Annotated in this window: 16 protein-coding genes; all 16 read right to left on the bottom strand. The window is 54.4% G+C overall.

Annotated features, from left to right (window positions below):
• Positions 1-27: 27 nt before the first annotated feature.
• The 16 genes from A1WG_RS07720 to A1WG_RS07800 all read right to left on the bottom strand — a co-directional run bounded on the left by A1WG_RS07720 (position 28) and on the right by A1WG_RS07800 (position 16665).
• A complete protein-coding gene (locus A1WG_RS07720) occupies positions 28-612 on the bottom strand; it encodes a tail fiber assembly protein (RefSeq protein ID WP_016242595.1) in 585 nt (194 codons plus the stop codon).
• Positions 612-4010, bottom strand: a complete 3399-nt coding sequence (locus A1WG_RS23540) for a prophage tail fiber N-terminal domain-containing protein (RefSeq protein WP_024196605.1) — start codon at positions 4008-4010, stop codon at positions 612-614. The genes A1WG_RS07720 and A1WG_RS23540 overlap by 1 nt, the downstream gene beginning before the upstream one ends.
• A gap of 64 nt (positions 4011-4074) precedes the next feature.
• Entirely contained in the window at positions 4075-4674 is a 600-nt protein-coding gene (locus A1WG_RS07735) for an Ail/Lom family outer membrane beta-barrel protein (protein WP_016242592.1), read from the bottom strand.
• Positions 4675-4741: 67 nt separating this feature from the next.
• A complete protein-coding gene (locus A1WG_RS07740) occupies positions 4742-8137 on the bottom strand; it encodes a phage attachment tail tip protein J (protein WP_016242591.1) in 3396 nt (1131 codons plus the stop codon).
• A gap of 60 nt (positions 8138-8197) precedes the next feature.
• Positions 8198-8800, bottom strand: a complete 603-nt coding sequence (locus tag A1WG_RS07745; RefSeq protein WP_000090847.1) for a tail assembly protein — start codon at positions 8798-8800, stop codon at positions 8198-8200.
• Positions 8737-9480: a C40 family peptidase gene (locus tag A1WG_RS07750; protein WP_001377947.1), complete on the bottom strand. Its 744-nt coding sequence runs from the start codon at positions 9478-9480 to the stop codon at positions 8737-8739. Before A1WG_RS07750 ends, A1WG_RS07745 begins: the two co-directional genes overlap by 64 nt.
• Before the next feature lie 5 nt (positions 9481-9485).
• The gene (locus A1WG_RS07755) at positions 9486-10184 is read right to left on the bottom strand and encodes a phage minor tail protein L (RefSeq protein WP_016242590.1); all 699 of its coding nucleotides are present in this window, start codon (positions 10182-10184) and stop codon (positions 9486-9488) included.
• Positions 10184-10513, bottom strand: coding sequence for a phage tail protein (locus tag A1WG_RS07760; protein ID WP_000847325.1), 330 nt, complete (start codon positions 10511-10513; stop codon positions 10184-10186). Before A1WG_RS07760 ends, A1WG_RS07755 begins: the two co-directional genes overlap by 1 nt.
• Positions 10510-13575, bottom strand: a complete 3066-nt coding sequence (locus A1WG_RS07765; RefSeq protein WP_016242589.1) for a phage tail tape measure protein — start codon at positions 13573-13575, stop codon at positions 10510-10512. The genes A1WG_RS07760 and A1WG_RS07765 overlap by 4 nt, the downstream gene beginning before the upstream one ends.
• Positions 13547-13876 carry a phage tail assembly protein T gene (locus A1WG_RS07770; protein ID WP_001161005.1) on the bottom strand — a complete coding sequence of 110 codons (330 nt, stop codon included), beginning with the start codon at positions 13874-13876 and terminating at the stop codon, positions 13547-13549. The genes A1WG_RS07765 and A1WG_RS07770 overlap by 29 nt, the downstream gene beginning before the upstream one ends.
• Positions 13877-13884: 8 nt before the next feature.
• Positions 13885-14271 (bottom strand): phage tail assembly chaperone G, encoded by a 387-nt coding sequence (gene gpG / locus A1WG_RS07775; RefSeq protein WP_001440689.1) that lies wholly within the window; start codon positions 14269-14271, stop codon positions 13885-13887.
• A gap of 60 nt (positions 14272-14331) precedes the next feature.
• Positions 14332-15075 carry a phage tail protein gene (locus A1WG_RS07780; protein WP_000211109.1) on the bottom strand — a complete coding sequence of 248 codons (744 nt, stop codon included), beginning with the start codon at positions 15073-15075 and terminating at the stop codon, positions 14332-14334.
• Positions 15076-15085: 10 nt separating this feature from the next.
• Positions 15086-15487: a phage minor tail U family protein gene (locus A1WG_RS07785; RefSeq protein WP_001079400.1), complete on the bottom strand. Its 402-nt coding sequence runs from the start codon at positions 15485-15487 to the stop codon at positions 15086-15088.
• Positions 15484-16062, bottom strand: coding sequence for a phage tail protein (locus tag A1WG_RS07790; protein WP_016242588.1), 579 nt, complete (start codon positions 16060-16062; stop codon positions 15484-15486). Before A1WG_RS07790 ends, A1WG_RS07785 begins: the two co-directional genes overlap by 4 nt.
• Before the next feature lie 11 nt (positions 16063-16073).
• Positions 16074-16349 carry a DNA breaking-rejoining protein gene (locus tag A1WG_RS07795; RefSeq protein ID WP_001283152.1) on the bottom strand — a complete coding sequence of 92 codons (276 nt, stop codon included), beginning with the start codon at positions 16347-16349 and terminating at the stop codon, positions 16074-16076.
• Complete coding sequence (locus A1WG_RS07800) at positions 16342-16665, bottom strand: DUF2190 family protein (RefSeq protein ID WP_016242587.1); 324 nt, start codon at positions 16663-16665, stop codon at positions 16342-16344. The genes A1WG_RS07795 and A1WG_RS07800 overlap by 8 nt, the downstream gene beginning before the upstream one ends.
• Between the last annotated feature and the right edge of the window lie 41 nt (positions 16666-16706).

Raw genomic sequence — 16706 nt, 5'->3', positions numbered from 1 at the left:
GTCGTGTCTGCGGTTTTTCTTTTTTGCTTACACGGTGTCTGGTTCTTCTGGCCACTCAATATCCGGTGCAGTTGATGTATCAACACGGTTCAGCAACACCCGATACTTTTTCCAGGCTTCCAGCAATGAGGTTTCTTCCTCCGTTGCGATTTCCAGATCTACAGCATCCTGAAGTGGCGCAATATGCTCACTGGCTACCTGCATCAGGCTGTTTTTTGTTTCTTCCGCCTCCCGGATCCGGAACAGTTTTTCTGCTTCTGCATCTTTCACCCAGGCTGTGCCGTTCCACTTCTGAAACTCCCCTTCCGGCGATAACCAGGTAACATTTTCCGGTAACGGACCGAGTTCAGAAATAAATAACGCGTCCCCTGACGCTACGTCATAAACCGTTTTACCCCGATGATCTTCAACGAGATGCCACGATGCCTCATCACTGTTGAAAACAGCCACGAAGCCAGCCGGAATATCTGGCGGTGCAATATCGGTACTGTTTGCTGGCAGACCTGTATGAGGCGGAATATATGCATCACCTTCACCAATAAATTCATTAGTTCCGGCCAGCAGATTATAAATTTTTATGGTCCGTGGTTGTTCACTCATTCTGAATGCCATTATGCAAGCCTCACAATATAGTTAAATGCGATGTTTTTGACGGTGTTTTCCGCGTTACCAGCAGCGTTAACGGTGATGGTGTGTCCATGTGAACCAATCGCAACGGAGTGCGTATGAGCACCAATACCGACAGTATGCGCGTGTGCACCTGCAGATGCTGCTGTGCCGGACAGTGAGTGGCTATGATTACCATCTGTACTGGTATTAGCGAACCACCCCGTAGACATACCTACTGAGCCTTGTACACCCCAGGTATTTTGACCTGAGCTTGTATAACCATATTGATAAGTATCTTTAAAAACACTGGGGTTAAATCGACGGCCATCTCTATGGCTGTGATTACCAGCTGCATTCGTGCTGCCACTTAAACTATGGGTATGCGCACCAGTGTTATTCGTGGATTTAGTGCCGTAATCAAACGACGATGTGGTTTTCGTCCCCAAATCCGTACTGGATGCGCTGGCGCTGTGGATATGCGATTTAATGCCGTCCTGTTCCTGAGACAATACGGCCCGACCACTGGCAGGTTTGCCCTTAATCGTCCAGCCACGCATATCAGGGATCACACCTGACGGATAAGCGGCTGCAAGTTTCGGGTAAGCAGATTTGTCAAAAGTCTGTCCCTGCATCAGGGCATAACCAGACGGAACGGTATCTGATGGCCACGGGATTGGTGCACCGACTGGGTAGCTTTCTGGTGGAAGATTTTTCGAGGTATAAACTTCTGCCCAGCCTTCCTCAAAACCATAGCCATCTCTTGAGGAACGGTAGAACAGACCTCCATTTCTGTAATGCGCCTTCATCTGCAGGGTCCGGCAACTTCCGACTCCGGTATAGAAGTTAACCAGAATATAGCTGTCGCCAGAGCGGGTGACATTGTAAGCGCCTGATTCGGCATTCCAGGGAACGCCACCATCCGCATCGGCATACGTATCCGTTGCCCTTCTGGCAAAAGCAGCCACATGCGCGGCGGTTAAAGTAATATCTCTGGAACCATCAAACTCAACCCCAGAAACCAGTCTTGGCGTTTGCAGCTTTGTTGCTGTCAATGCGTTACCGTTCAGACTTGCAGACAGTTTGGTTCCAATAACCAGTTCGCCGGTTGCGTTATCAATAGCAAACGGTCTTAATGTATTCCAGCCACCATAAACATCACCTTGATTGGTAAGCAGCAGGTAAGTTTTAGCGCCATCATTACGCCATAATGCCCCATACTCCCCACCTATCATTCGAATCTGATTACCACCACGCGCTACAATTTCGTCTGTGGCAAAAAGTTTTTTGCACGACAAGTTATCGTTAACGATTAACGAATGAGACTCATAAAAACCACGCCCACTCTTAAAATCAAGGATAACGTCCGCCGCGATACATTCAGTCGCCGGATTTGTTGCCCCAAACTTATAGGTCGTATCATTAACAACGAGATCAGCACCAGGTGCGGATATTGACAGGCCATCTTCGAGAAACGCAAAAACAGGGAAAGCAGCGCCATCAACATAGAACACAGAGCGCAAATCATCGCCCTTATTACTCATCATTATTGAGTGAATGGCTCGTTCATTGTTTTGATATTGCCAGAACATTCCATAAGCATAACGCCCCCTGTCAGTCCAGCCACCAGGCATAACAAATCCGTTAAACTCGCAGTTATTCATCGGATCGCCTGCGGTTCGCGTTGCCGTGGTGATAATGACCCTTGATGCCAGTTCGCTTACTGAGCCAGCAGAACGCATAACAACAACAGGGTAATATTTTCCAGATGTTGCACCTGCAGGAGCGTTAACCCGCACATAACGCATACCACGCTTATCAGCAAAGTCTGTTTTACTGACCGCGTTAATGTTGTTCAGGAAGCGTCCCTTATCGGGTATATCAGCGCCGTTCTGGTCTTTCTGCAGACGTTTCTCAGCATTGTCATTGGCTGCTTTTACTGCCTTTGGCGTTGCCGCCAGCGTTTCAGACGTGCTGTTGGTCGCACTACTGAGCTGTACTATCCCCTTTTTCGTCGTGCTCGCATCCTCAAGCGCCACGGCGGATGCAATATCCTCTGCCCGTTTTGCCGCTGTCTCAGCGCGCGTTGCTGCAGATTCCGCCGTACTTTTGCTCTGAGCTGCTGCCGTCGCACTGCCAGCTGCCTCTGTCGCCTTCGTGGATGCCGTCGTGGCGCTACCCTTCGCTGCTGACGCCTGTCTGGTCGCCTCATCTTTTGAAGCAGACGCAGATGATGCCGATGACGACGCCGAACTGGCTGACGATGCGGCAGCCGTTTTTGAGGATTCTGCGCTGGTTTCCGACGCTTTCGCGTTCGTCTCGGATGTCTTCGCTGCGGAAGCAGACCTCGCTGCTGCGCTGGCCTGTTCAGTGGCTTCGCCAGCCTTCGTTGTGGCTGTTGAAGCAGACGATGCGGCGCTTTCTGCCGATTTTCCGGCGGCGGTGGCACTGGCTGAGGCCTGCCCGGCACTTGTTGACGCTGCACTGGCAGACGACGCAGCCGCTGTTTTTGAGCCTGCCGCAGCCGAGGCGCTCTGTCCCGCTGCCGTTTCAGAAGACCTGGCGTTCGTCTCTGACGTTTTTGCCGCCTTCGCGGAATTTCCTGCCGCTGTTGCCGAGGAAGCTGCGCTACTGGCGCTCGAGGATACGTTCGTTTCTGATGATTTTGCCGCCTCTTTTGAAGCCGCCGCATCCCGGGCTGAGGTGGCAGCTTCTGACGCTTTCGTAGTCGCGGTGGATGCAGAAGTGGCTGCTGATTGTTGTGACGCTGCAGCATTCGTTTCTGACGTTTTCGCGGCACTGGCACTGGTAGCTGCCGCGCTTTTTGAGGACTCTGCAGCGGCAGCACTTTTTGATGCTTCAGTGGCCTTTGTTGATGCCGTTCCTGCGCTGGAAGTCGCTGACTGAGCCGACGACGCGGCCTGTCCGGCTGACGTGCTGGCTGCGCGTGCTGAGCCTGCAGCATCAGTCGCATGGGTTGCCGCCTCACGGGCTGATGTGCTGGCATCACTGGCTGACTTCTTCGCGGCTGCCGTGTTCTGTGCCACCACGGACGCGTTACGCGCCACCTCTTCCACCATCAGCTCAAAACGGCGCAGTGCCTCCGGACGGGCATCATCCTCCGTCATGGCACCGAGAAAATCATTCAGCGTACCGGGTCGGGAATCTTCATACACTGTGATGGTCCCGGCATGTGACGGCGGGAATCCTTCCACCAACAGAATAACGCTGTACTGACCGTACTCAACGTCCATACTGTAACGCCCGGCTTCATCCGGATTTTCTGAGGCCAGCGTGTTCACCACCACCGTGGTGCTGTTACGTTTTGCTTTCAGCTGGATTGTGCAGTTCTGTACCGGTTTTCCTGTGCCGTCTTTCAGTACACCTGAAATCTTTACTGCCATATTCACCCCACAAAAAAGCCCGCCTGAACCGGCGGGCTGTCATAACACTGTGTTACCTGGCTAATCAGAATTTATAACCGACACCCACGATGAAACCGTCAGTGCGCCAGTCACCGCTGCCGGAGCCTTCATAAGCGACGTCAACGGCCACGGATTCGGTCGGGTTAAACTGCACGCCAGCTCCCCACGCCAGAGACGTGTTGCTGTGGCGACCGTCATCACTTCCGGTCAGCACATCGTGCGTTTTCCCCTTGTTGTCAGTTACGCGGATATAATCTCCGGAGAAAGTCGACACACGGCTGTAAGCCATACCCGCCATCGCATACGCGCTGAACCATTCATTCACGCGCACAGACGGCCCCGCCATCACGCTGAACCAGCGGTTACGCACGGAATCTTCATGCCAGCGGGTATCGCTGTAATGCGTTTTTTGCTCATCTTCAGCGTTGGTATAACTGAATGACGTAATCAGCCCCAGCGTGTCCGTAAACTCATAACGGTATTTCACGTTAATCCCGTTCAGATTATCGCTGCCGGGAGCGTTCGTACGGGCATGAAGATACCCTGCGCTCAGTGTGGCCTGCTGCTCAGACGCCCATGCAGGCGCACCGGATACGGCCAGACAGATGGCTGCGGACAAAATGGCTGCACAAACTTTACGCATAATTACCTCTCGCTTTTCTGCAATAAAAAAGGCGCCATTTCTGGCGCCCGTATATGGGTTATAAAATTCAGCTGATACTGATGCCTGCGGTGGCTTTCTTCATCACCACAACCAGCAAATCGCTGATACTTGCTGTGGGATACCAGTTATTTACCAGCCATGCTGACACCGAAAACTCCAGTGTCATGTGACCGTGACCGGCAGGCATATCAATAACACCACTGTAAATCAGCGTATTATCCAGCGCGGTACGGTTATAAATTTCAGCACCGTTTTTCCGTACTATCAGACGGCATGAGGAGTAAATATCAGTATGCTCTTTCTCATGTTTAGCGCCGCTGAATGCCACCGCCGGAATAACAATCTGCCGGTCAAACGGCTGATCGTCATAAACCCTGACGGTAATGGTTCCTGATGGCCACCGCTCCGGTGCACGGGAGTCCCGGGGGAAAGCTTTGCCCACTGTTTTAACGAGATCGCCTTCAATCTGGTTGGCGGACAATTTTCCCAGAACCCGACAGTTCTCGTTAATCGTGACGTTGTTGAGCGTCCCGGAGTTCGCATTCACGTTACCGCTGATATCGGCATTTTTCGCCGTCAGCCGCCCGTCCGGTGTCAGGGAAAATACCGGTGTATTTCCACCACTGGTAATGGTGGGGGCCGTCAGGCGTTTCAGGAACACGTCGTTCATGAATATCTGGTTGCCCTGCGCCACAAACATCGGCGTTTCATTCCCGTTTGCCGGGTCAATAAACGCGATACGGTTAGCGGCAACCAGAAACTGGCTCAGCTTGCCTTCCTCCGTGTCCTCCATGCTGAGGCCAATACCCGCGACATAATGTTTGCCGTCTTTGGTCTGCTCAATTTTGACGCCCCACATGGCATTCCATTTATCGTTGGCGTCTTTCCACTCTTTCGAAAACTCCTCCAGTTTGCTGGCGTTATCCTCCGTCAGCTCGACTTTTTCCAGCAGCTCTTTACCGAGATGGGATTCGGTTATCTGGCCTTTGAAAAAATCCAGGTAACCTTCCGCATCATCGCTCGCCCGACCGACGGCCTCCACGAATGCCGATTTGCCAACGGTGTTCACACTGCGGATATAAAAGTAATAATCATGGCCCGGTTTGATATTGATACTGGCGGCTATCCAGTACAGTCCCGTACCAAGGTAGCGGGCTGTGGTTTCAACCTGCCTGATATCGGTAATCCGCGTTTCCGAGAACCAGAACTCAAACTGTACCGTCGGGTCATAAACGGCAAGATGCGGCGTGGCGGTTATCTGAAAATAGCCCGGCGTCAGCTCAATCCTCGACGGTGCTGCCGGTGCGGCAATCCGGAACGATACCGACGCCGGATCGCCCTGCTGTCCCCACGCATTTACCGCCCGGACTGTCAGCGTGTACCGCCCCAGCGCCAGTTGCGTGAAGCGGTACGTGGTTTCCGTCGTCCGGGCCGTGCTGACCAGCCGCTCACTGCCGTCATCCGCTGCCACGGTCAGGCGAAGCATAAAGCTCACCCCCTTCACCACCTTCGGCGTGTCCCAGCGGGCCAGTACCTGATACTCCCCGCTGTCTGCGGTGACTTCGGCAGTCAGGTGCTGCACCGCTGGCGGCGTGACACCATTCACCGTGCCGCTCTGGTCGCCGTCAAAGTGCGCCCCGTTATCCACGATGGCCTCTTTTTCCGGCACATGCTGCACGGCGGTGATGGCATACGTGCCGTCGTCGTTCTCACGGATACTCACGCAGCGGAACAGTCGCTGGCGCAGCGTCGGCAGCTTCAGCCCCCATACGCTGTATTCAGCAACACCGTCAGGAACACGGCTCACTTTTACCTTCACGCCGTCGGTGACGGACTGAACCTCCACGCTGACCGGACTCCCCTGCCCGTCAACCAGGCTTATCAGCGTGGTGCCGGAAGATGGCAGCGTGATTTCACGGTCGAGCGTCAGCGTCCGGGTCTGGCTGTTTACCGCCAGCACGCGCCCGCCGGTGCTGATACCGGCATAGTCATCATCGCAGATTTCAATGACATCGCCCGGTACATGGCGAAGCCCTTCGGCACCCACGCTGAAGTCCACGGTCTGCGTTTCCAGCAGTTCTGTTTTAATCAGCCACAGCCCGGCGCGATGTGCCTGCCCCCGGCTGGTACAGCCAAAAGCATCCATCTTCGTGACGTTACGACCGTAACGGGCAATGGCCTGCGTGTCCTCCACAAGCTCTGTCGCCGTCTCCCAGCCGTTATTCGGGTCAATCCAGTTCACCTCAACGGCATTATGGCGGTCCTTCAGGGCGCTGAAGCTGTAGCGGAACGGCGCGCCATCATCCGGCATCACCACATTACTGCGGTTATAGGTCCACACCTTATCTGATGGTCGGTCCTGCACGAACGTCAGCGTCTGCCCGTTCCATACCGGCATACAGCGCATCGCCGAGCAGAAATCACTGAGCACATCCCACGCCTTGCGCTGTGTGGTCAGGTACGCATTACAGGTGATGCGCGGCTCCGTGCCGCCAAAGCCGTCCGGCACCGACTGGTCGCAGTACTGGCCGATGACATACAGCGCCCATTTATCTACATCCGCTGCACCAAGACGTTTCCCCATGCCGTAGCGCGGATGGGTCAGCATATCCCACAGACACCAGGCCATGTTGTTGCTGTATGCCGGTTTAAACGTTCCGTCCCAGATACCGCTGTATTGCCGCGTCTGCGGGTTATAATTCGACGGCACCTGCAGAATACGCCCGCGCAGATGATAATTACGGCTCACCTGCTGGCTGCCGAACTGCTCCGAGTCCACCTGCACGCCGAACAGTGCCGTGTTCGGGTAGCACTGTTTCACATCGATAATTTCGGTGTATGACGACCAGAGCGTTTTGTTCTGCAGCTGGTCTGTGGTGCTGTCCGGCGTCATCCTGCGCATCCGGATACTGAACGGGCGCGGCGGCAGGTTATCCACCACCACCGAGGCCAGATACTGTGAAGTGGTTTTACCCTTAATGGTGATGTCTTTTTCCGTCACCCAGCCACCGTTACGTTGTATCTGAACCAGCAGGCGGACTTCCGATGGATTCCTGTCCCCCTTTGAGGTGGTTTCCACCAGTGCCTGCACGCCGAAAGTAAAACGCAGACGGTCAATGTTTGCCGACGTGATGGTCCGGGTGATCGGCGTGTCATATTTCACTTCTGTACCGAGCACCGTCTCGGAGCCGGAGGATTCAAATCCCTCCGGCGGTGTCTGCTCCTGCTCACCGGCCCGGAACACCACCGTGACGCCGGAGATGTTGGTATTCCCCTCAGTGTCCAGCACCGGCGTACTGTTCAGCAGCACACTTTTTAATCCCTCCACCGGACCTTCAACCGGCCCTTCGCTGATGGCATCGATCACACTCAGCAACTGCGTGGACTTCAGGTTGTCCTTCGCTTCGCGCGGGGTATGCCCCTTACTGCTGCCTTTACCCATTCTTCACGCTCCATAAATGACAAAACCGCCCGCAGGCGGTTTCACATAAAACGTTTTTCATCAGCGACCAATCACCACAACCTGACCACCGTCCCCTTCGTCTGCTGTGCTGATCTCCTGAGATACCACACGTGATCCCACGCGCATTTCACCGTACAGAACGGGCAGAACATTGCCCTGGGCAACCATATTATCCAGTGAAGAAAAATAGGTGTTCTGTTTGCCGTTATCCGTTGTCTGTGTGCGGGGGGTTTTGGGTTTAGGGGCCAGCATCTGTGCAACACCGCCAAGCGTCATACTGGCACCGAGAGAAAACAGCAGATTACTCGCCATAATTCCTACCCCCGGCATCCATATAGCAACCGCCATAACAGCCGCCCCCAGCACAGCCTGAAACACACCGCCACTTTTGGCTCCTGCCAGACGCGGCACGATATGGATCACAGCACCATTTGCCAGCGGTTCATTAAGACGGGCTGATAATTCCGTTTCACCTGTATCACGCCCGGCAATGCGTACCTGATACCAGCCGTCGCTCAGCTTCTGACGAAACGCCGGGATCTGCATGGCCAGCGCCCGGATGGCTTCGGCCCCCGTTTTCACACGCAGATCGATGCGGCGGCCAAATCGTTGTAAATCCCCGTAAAGGCAGATGCGTGCCATGCCTGGTGACGCCAGAGGGAGTGTGTGCGTCGCTGCCATTTGTCGGTATACCTCTCTCGTTTGCTCAGTTGTTCAGGAATATGGTGCAGCAGCTCGCCGTCACCACAGTAAATGGCGGCATGATTCGGCACCGATGAACCAAAGCAGCACAGCAGCACATCGCCCGGTTGTGCTGATGACAACGGCACCTGATACAGCCCTGTGGCCTCCAGATTATCCAGATAGAGATTCTGACCTGATTTCCACCAGTCATCATGTCGGTAAAAATCCGGCAAATCGATACCTGCAAGATGATAGGCATCGCGGAACAGCGTATAACAGTCTGTCACCCCGTGCTCAAAACGCCGCCCGGTGAGATGCGGCACACAGCGGAACTTATGAATCGTCCCCCGGCAGACCAGCCACCACGGCAAATCACTCTGCACCTGCAGCCGCCGGTCGGCCTCACTCAGCCAGGGCAGACCACCGGGGTGGCTGTGGACCAGCGCCACAATCTCACCCTGCATTTCTGCCTGCAGCCAGTCTTCCGGCGACATACGGAAATACGCCTCCGGCTCACCGGAGATATTCACGCAGGGAAAATATCTTTCCTCCTCCGGCGTTCTCACCACGAAGCCGCACGACTCCGCTGGCGCACATCGCCGGGCGTGCGCCAGAATCGCTGATTCTGTCTGTGTCATGGGATTTACTGCGAAAGTTTGTTAATGGAAAGGAAGCCGCCAAAGTTGCCGACGTTATTGCGGAACTTACAACCGCTCAGGCATTTGCTGCATTTATCCTTCGTGATATCGGACGTTGGCTGGTCATATTCATCCGCGACAGCCGGACCGTGATAACCGCACTCATCGCCGCGATAGGTCCAGGTGCAGGTGTTGGCCAGCATGATACGTCCCGGAAAAACAGCGCCGTCCGTTTCCGTCGGCGTGGACAGTACAAAAGAGGCACTCACCGCGCTCAGTTCGCTGCACTGCTCGATGCGCCAGCGACTGATCACCTCCTGCTCCGGATCGGCGTCGCTGTTTCCGTTGACGAAGTTCACCGCATCCAGAAAACGGGCGTAAACCTTACGCCTGACCACCGTTCCGCCGACCAGACTCTGCAGATCTTCCGTCATCCCGGTGACCATGCCATACAGGTTAGAGACTGCCAGCGTGGGGCGCGTACTGGTGCCTTTGCCATTCAGTTCAAAACCACTCCCCTGAATGGGATACGGCTGATACTGTCGCCCCTGCCAGGTGACCGGCTCACCTTTTTCGTTCTGCTCATTACAGAAAAAATAACGTTCTCCACCGATCTCTGTCAGATCGATTTCCCAGAGCACCACGCTGGCCGACTGATCCGCACGGGTGCATTCATTCAGTGTGTCCTGTCGGATATCCTGCATCAGTTCACCACCTGTTCAAACTCTGCGCTGAACTCAACACGCAACATACTGACCCGCGACGACCATTTTGCGCAGGTCACCTTTATCTGCCGATAGCCATAAGGCGGCGTCCACAGAAAGGCCTTCCAGCCCCCGTGCTCAGCCAGAAACGATTCCAGTGCCGTGGCCTCCTCGCGGGGAACAGAAAGCGTCACGCTGTACGTTTTCAGGTCAGCGTTCAGCCCGGCAGGCGCACGCTGAGAATAGCCATCACCAAAGCGCACCTTTCTTACGGAAGGGGCCGAAGCCACATCCATACCGGGTTTCACTTTCCAGCGGAAGGTTTTCATCGTCCACCTCCAGAGAACAGACCACCATCACGGGACTGCTGTTGCATAAAGTCCGCTGCTGCTTTTTTCCCGAGGTCATAAACCACCTTCAGGGCAGCCGGACCTATCTGCCCGTTCGTGCCATCGTTATTGATCTCAATGTTGTACTGCGGGGCAAACATCGCCATACCTGAACCACCAATATCCGCCACAACCCCCAGCTTACCGTCAGCACCACGACGCAGTGGCAGAATGGCTTCAGGCCCAGCTTCCCCCATCACACCTGCACCTTTTGCAAAAGCAAAAAACGTCGGACGGTTAACCACCGTGCCACTGTAACGACTCAAATCAGCAGACTGATAAATCCCCCCATTGGCATTCAGGGAAAGGCTGCTGAGATCAAATCCCAGTACACTGCCAATCCCTTTTATCGATTTCATCATGGTTGCCTGCGCCAGGATTTTCGCCATATCTGACAGCACAGAAGAGGTGAAGGATTTGAAATTGAGTTTGCCGGTAGTGACAAAAGTTGCCAGGCCATTTCCCATGTTGCTGAAGGCTGACGAGAACACCTGTTCTGCTGTTCCTGCCGTATTATCTGCATCCACGGTAAAATCCTGAAATGCACGCAGGACTCCGTTTTTCCAGTTACCCTGCACAACTTCAAGCTGTTGCCAGTAACGGCGATTCTCATTCAGTTGTCGGTTCAGGCTCTCCGTCAGCGCCTGCTCGGCCTTTCTGTAGTCATCCGTGTTATATGTCCCTTTCTGCTCACTATCCCGCCTCAACTGCTCCAGCTGTTGCTGGTATTTCTGGCGAAGACTCAGTTGTACCTGATATCGCTGCCGCTGCTGATCACCCATACCCACCGTGGCGATATCCAGGTCATGTTGCTGACGCTGAGCGCGCTCTTCTTCAGCCAGTTGACTGGTCAGCTGAATTGTTTTTTTCTTCAGCTCGTTGAGTGCCGTCTGTTTCTGAAGCTCCTGCTGTTTTACATCCAGCAGCGTCAGTGCCTGAATCAGTTCATCTTTACGGGCCAGTACACTCTTTTCATCTGCCGTCAGTTTTTTCCCGTCCAGGTCGCTGATGCGCTGCTGCAGAGCCAGAAGCTGTTTATGCGCTTCTGTCATCCTTTCCGTGGCAATGCCTGCTGACTGTCTGGCAGCAGCAATCTGTCCTTCCACCTGTGCCTGTTGCTGACTGTACTGCAGCAATAACCGGGTGGCCTCATCATTACGGGTTTCGCGTGTTTTTTTCTTACCGGATGCCAGGGCTTTCTCGTAACGTTCATTTTCACGTTGTATCGCCGCATCCCTGACAGCCTGATCGGCGTACTGCATGGCATTAATACGCGCAATTTCACGCTGATGTCGTGCTGCTTCCGTTTCATTCATCCGGTTCAGTGCAGCATTTTCAGCATTACGTCGTTTCTGTTGCTCCTGATAATTCCGCTCTGCCTGCTCTTTTGCATCCTGCAAATCCTTCTGGCGTTTTTTCTCCTGAAGATCGTTAAGACGCTGCTGATCGTATTCAACCTGAGAAGATGATGCCGTCCAGGGGAGTCTTTTCGCCCGCGACACTTTCTCCTGTAAAGCGGTAATCTGTTCATCCAGCGAGTCTTCACGACCAATATTCATGGCCGCATCCCAGAAACGACTCCATAAATCAGACAGATACTTCAGCGTACTGCCCAGCGCATTGAGGTTATTATCAATATCCGCAGTACGTCGACCGGTTTCCTCTGCCAGTGCAGACATGGCTATCCGTGCCGCATCACTGGACCGCCCCTGTTCCCCAAGGACGCGTATCTGCTCAAGCTGAGTGGCAGTAAGAAAATGCAGCTCATTGTCCAGAGCCTTCGCGGCATTTACAGGATCATCCTTCAGCCGCTTAAACTGATTTATGGTATCGCTGACCGACTGGCCAACCGATCGCTCCATCTGTGCGGCAGCTCTCGCCACCATACCGATATCGTTTCCACGAAATGCACCACTCCCCACCACCTGAGCCAGCGCACCGGCTGCAGCATGTTGCGTAATACCATTCCCGGAAATAGCACGACTGAGCGTCCACAGCTGCCCGGCAGTGACTCCGGCATAATGCCCCGTCAGCGACAACTGGCGGTTAAATTCTTCCCCCTCCTTCTGACCATCATACCAGGCTTTACCCAGACCATAGACGGCCGCGGCAATACCGCCAATAACCCCGCCCAGCATCATGCCTTTCGGTGACATCAGTGTGTCTATCCATCCGGCACGGTTAGCCAGCGTTATCCCGGATCCCCTCAGCGCCCCTAAATTGCCGCGAGCCAGTTCACCTATCAGAACGCCTATCTCCTGGCGGGCCGCTGCACTTTTCAGACCCAGCGAATGCGTGGCTTTTCCTGCCTGCTCCATTTTGCGGATATACACTTCTGCAGCACTGCTTACCCCCAGCTGGGCAGCCTTAGCACGAAGCAACTCAGAAGAAGAAAGATTCAGGCGGGTTGCCTGCTCTTTAAGCTGACGGATAAACGCCACTTTCTGTCGGGTAGCCTCTGCCTCAGCCTGCGTAAGAACACGGGTTTTCGCCGTAACCTCAGAAATCAGCGCCAGATAATCCTGCTGACCAATCCCGCCACTGTTTCTGGCCTGTCGGATCTGCTGCTGAATACGCTGTAATTCCTGCAGCCCCGCACTGGCCTGTTTCACACTGTCAATCTGACGATAAAACGCGGCAGCCGCTTTATCCTGAGCCTCCGCCAGAGCCATGGCCTGCGCCTGTTCCTCGCGCATTTTCTGGCTCAGTGCCTCCATACGCTGGCGGGTTTGCTCCACCTCGCGGGCCATGCGTTCATGAGCCTGTGCGCTCTTCTCCACCGTCTGCGCATGGACGGATGCGGCTGTTGCAGCCGAAGAAGCCGCCTGCATTGTCTGCCGGGCGGCCTGAGTCTGACGCTCCATAAAACGCTGCATACGGGCAGAAGACCGTTCTGCATCGCTGGCTGCACCATTCAGAAGGTTTTTGATACGGGGAATTTCATTTTTAAACTCTGCCGCATCAATCCCCAAATCAATGACCAGGTTGGCTATCTGGTCCATAACGCACACCTCCGGAAATACCTTCCCCAAGATGCATCAGTTCTTCGTCCGTTCGCTCCGGTATCCCGTTCTCTTCCGGTAAAAGGCTGAAATCAGCCACCGCAGCATCACTGCTACCGGACACCATTCTCACGATCAATGCCTTCAGCGAGGCAAACTGCGCATCCATCCACACATCACTGAAGCTCTGCATCTGGAAATAATCGCCCCATTCACCAAGCTCAGTGGCCGACATTTCCGACAGCATCCGCCGCCAGTCTGCCCGCCGGAACTCCCGGGCAAGCCGCATGACAAACTGCATTTCCCGCGTCAGGACTTTTCCGGCGTCAGCACCTCATGCTCCAAATCCCCGGCATTCTCAATGGCTCCCATACCGCTCAGCGACAGAACCATCTCCGCCCCCGCTCCCAGGGCATCATACGACCATGTTGTAATAACGGATGCGCAAAGCGTCTCAACATCCTGAGACTGTTCCGCATTCCACAGTGAGCGGGAAACCAGCCAGGCATTGATATCCATCCCCATCCGCAGAAAAGCAATCTGTCGTTCAGCCTCCGGCAGTTCTCCCTCTTCGGCATCAAACTTTGCCGTTCGCTGCTGAACAAACGCCAGATATTCAATTCTCTGCAGCCCGGACAGCTCACTGAGCACCACGGACTGCTTTTCATAATTAAACGAGCCCTGTTTCAGAAACATCATGTTCTCCACCTGCAAAAAAGCCCCGGATAACCGGGGCAAATGATGAGTATCGTCCTGTTAACCTGCGGCGCTGACAGCCACCGCAGCCACGGCCACAAAATCGCCGTCAGAAGTCATGCCCACAATGCTGACACTGCCCTGCTTCACGCCTTTCACCGTGGCCACAAGCCCGTTCAGGGTCACCGTGGCAGTCTGTGGATCTGTCGAATGCACACTGATCGCTTTGTCACTGGCTCCGTCAGGTTTTACTGTAAAGGTCAGCGTGGTGGTTGCTCCCACTTTTACACTGGCAGATGCCGGTGCCACCGTCAGCCCGGTAACGCTCACTGTTTCAGTGCCTTCCTCTGCCAGATACGGACGCCCCACACCGCTGATTTTCACTGTGCGGGTCATCACGTCTTTTGAGGCAATGGTTTTACCCAGTGAGCTCAGCCAGCCACGGAAAACATCAACAGTGCCGTTGGGATATTTGATACGAAACGCGCAGACTTCACCGGAGTCGAACAACTGAACCAGTTTTTTCTGCCCGCTGTCACCCGGACGCCAGGCCAGCGTCGCCGAAGTATCACCGACGGATTTCTGCCCCTGGGTTGTCGTTTTCCAGTCTGCATCTTCATCATCGAGATAAGTGTCATCTTCTGCATCAGCGGTCATTTCGCCAGGTTGCAGATCCTTCACCATCGCAAGACGCAGCCAGTCAGTGTCCGATAAAGGGTTCGCAAACGCATCGCCCTTGCCGGTGTACATCCAGAACGTCGTTCCCGCACCTTTCGTTTTTGCCAGTGGATTTGGTGTGGTCATTGCCACCTCCTTAATTCGTGTACGTGATCTGGTACGTGATTTCCGCCATCGCCCAGGTGGCCATCTCATTATCACGTTGATAGTTAAAACCGAGTGGGATCAGGGTGTCGATGAGTCCGGAAAGTGCCGGTACATCATTCAGGGCCGGGAAAATAGTGCTCTCCATCCACATATCCAGCTCTGAATCCGGTGCCTGTGCCCGGATGAAGACAGCAATATGCAGAACAGCCTGCCAGTCATCTTCATCCGTCATTTTTCCGGTGTACTGAGCATCACTCAGCCACACCGCCACGGCAGGCAGTTCCTGCGCATCAATAAATGCCGGAAGCCCGTCAAAAAACGTGGCGCTGTCTCCACACTGTTCCCGAAGGCGTGCCAGTACGGCCTGGCGGATTTGTGTATGTCGGTTCATCGGGTCAGCCATAACCTCAGTTGTTGTTTCAGTGCATACCCCAGCTGTTTCGGCATTTCCGCAGCAATAATGCGGTCGCGGGCATCTTCAAATGCCTGTGTCAGCGGTCCGGACAGCGGGACTTTCACCACATCAATGGGGTAACGATTTTTGCCATCAATACGCCGCATCACATGCCAGCGACCATTCGCCAGTTGCTGAATAAACGCATCCCGGAAAAGATATTTACCCACCTTCAGCACACTGCCACGGTACTGCAGTTTTCCACCACGCCGGGTCAGTCTGACCCGGGCGGTCCCCAGCTTAATGGCAGGCAGATTGCCCCGGTTAACGCGGATCCTGGCCGTCATTTTTCCTGACGGACTGGCTTTAAACACCCGGACACGCTGACGTACCAGTTTCAGGGGTATCCCTTTCACCTGGTTATCTCCCGCAACGGTATTCCCGGCAACCTGCCGGGTGGCAACCGAGACCGCTTTCTGTGCAACACGGTTTATCGCCCATGCGCTGGCCTGTGGCACCATACGGGTATCAAGGCTGTTCAGATTGCGGATGGCATTCTCAAGCCCCTTCATCCCACACCTCTTTACTCAATAAAGATCATTGGCTTACCGTTAAAGCGTTCATGCCGTGTGACCGTCCAATGTTGTCCGTCATAAACAACGCGATCCCCGCGCCGTGGGCGGTATCCCGAAGAAAACACCACCAGAGAGACCGCAGGTCCGGACAGAGCATTCAGCTCTGCCAGTGTTTCTCCCGGGATCACAGTCATATCGACATCATTAATCGAGGCTGTCTTTCCCATCTTTCTGACCGTGATCGCATCCATACGCGCTGCCAGCCGGGAAAAGGGATCAGACATTGAGTTTTACCGGCACTTCTTCTGCACTGGTTCCGGCATCTGCCCAGACAACCCCGACCAGCGGATCAGAGCCGCTGTTAGTCAGCTGAACTTTTCCGGACTTCAGATAAACCTTCTTACCCGTTTTCATGTCATCCGTTTTCAGCTTAGGCAGCATAAACACACCTTCGGTCATGCCGTCGCCTGTTTCACCCTGTTGAATATCGGTCAGCGCCACCGCAAAAATATCACCCACCTGCACCAGATCTCCGCTGCTGATGGCTGCACTGGCAACAATCGCCACCGTTTTTCCTTCTTCTACAAAATTCTTTGCCATAACTGTCTCCGCACAGCCCCGTTCAGGGGCTGATTTCAGGT

Source organism: Escherichia sp. KTE96 (assembly GCF_000408525.1).
Taxonomy (GTDB): domain Bacteria; phylum Pseudomonadota; class Gammaproteobacteria; order Enterobacterales; family Enterobacteriaceae; genus Escherichia; species Escherichia marmotae.
This window is presented reverse-complemented; position numbering and strand designations above follow the sequence as displayed.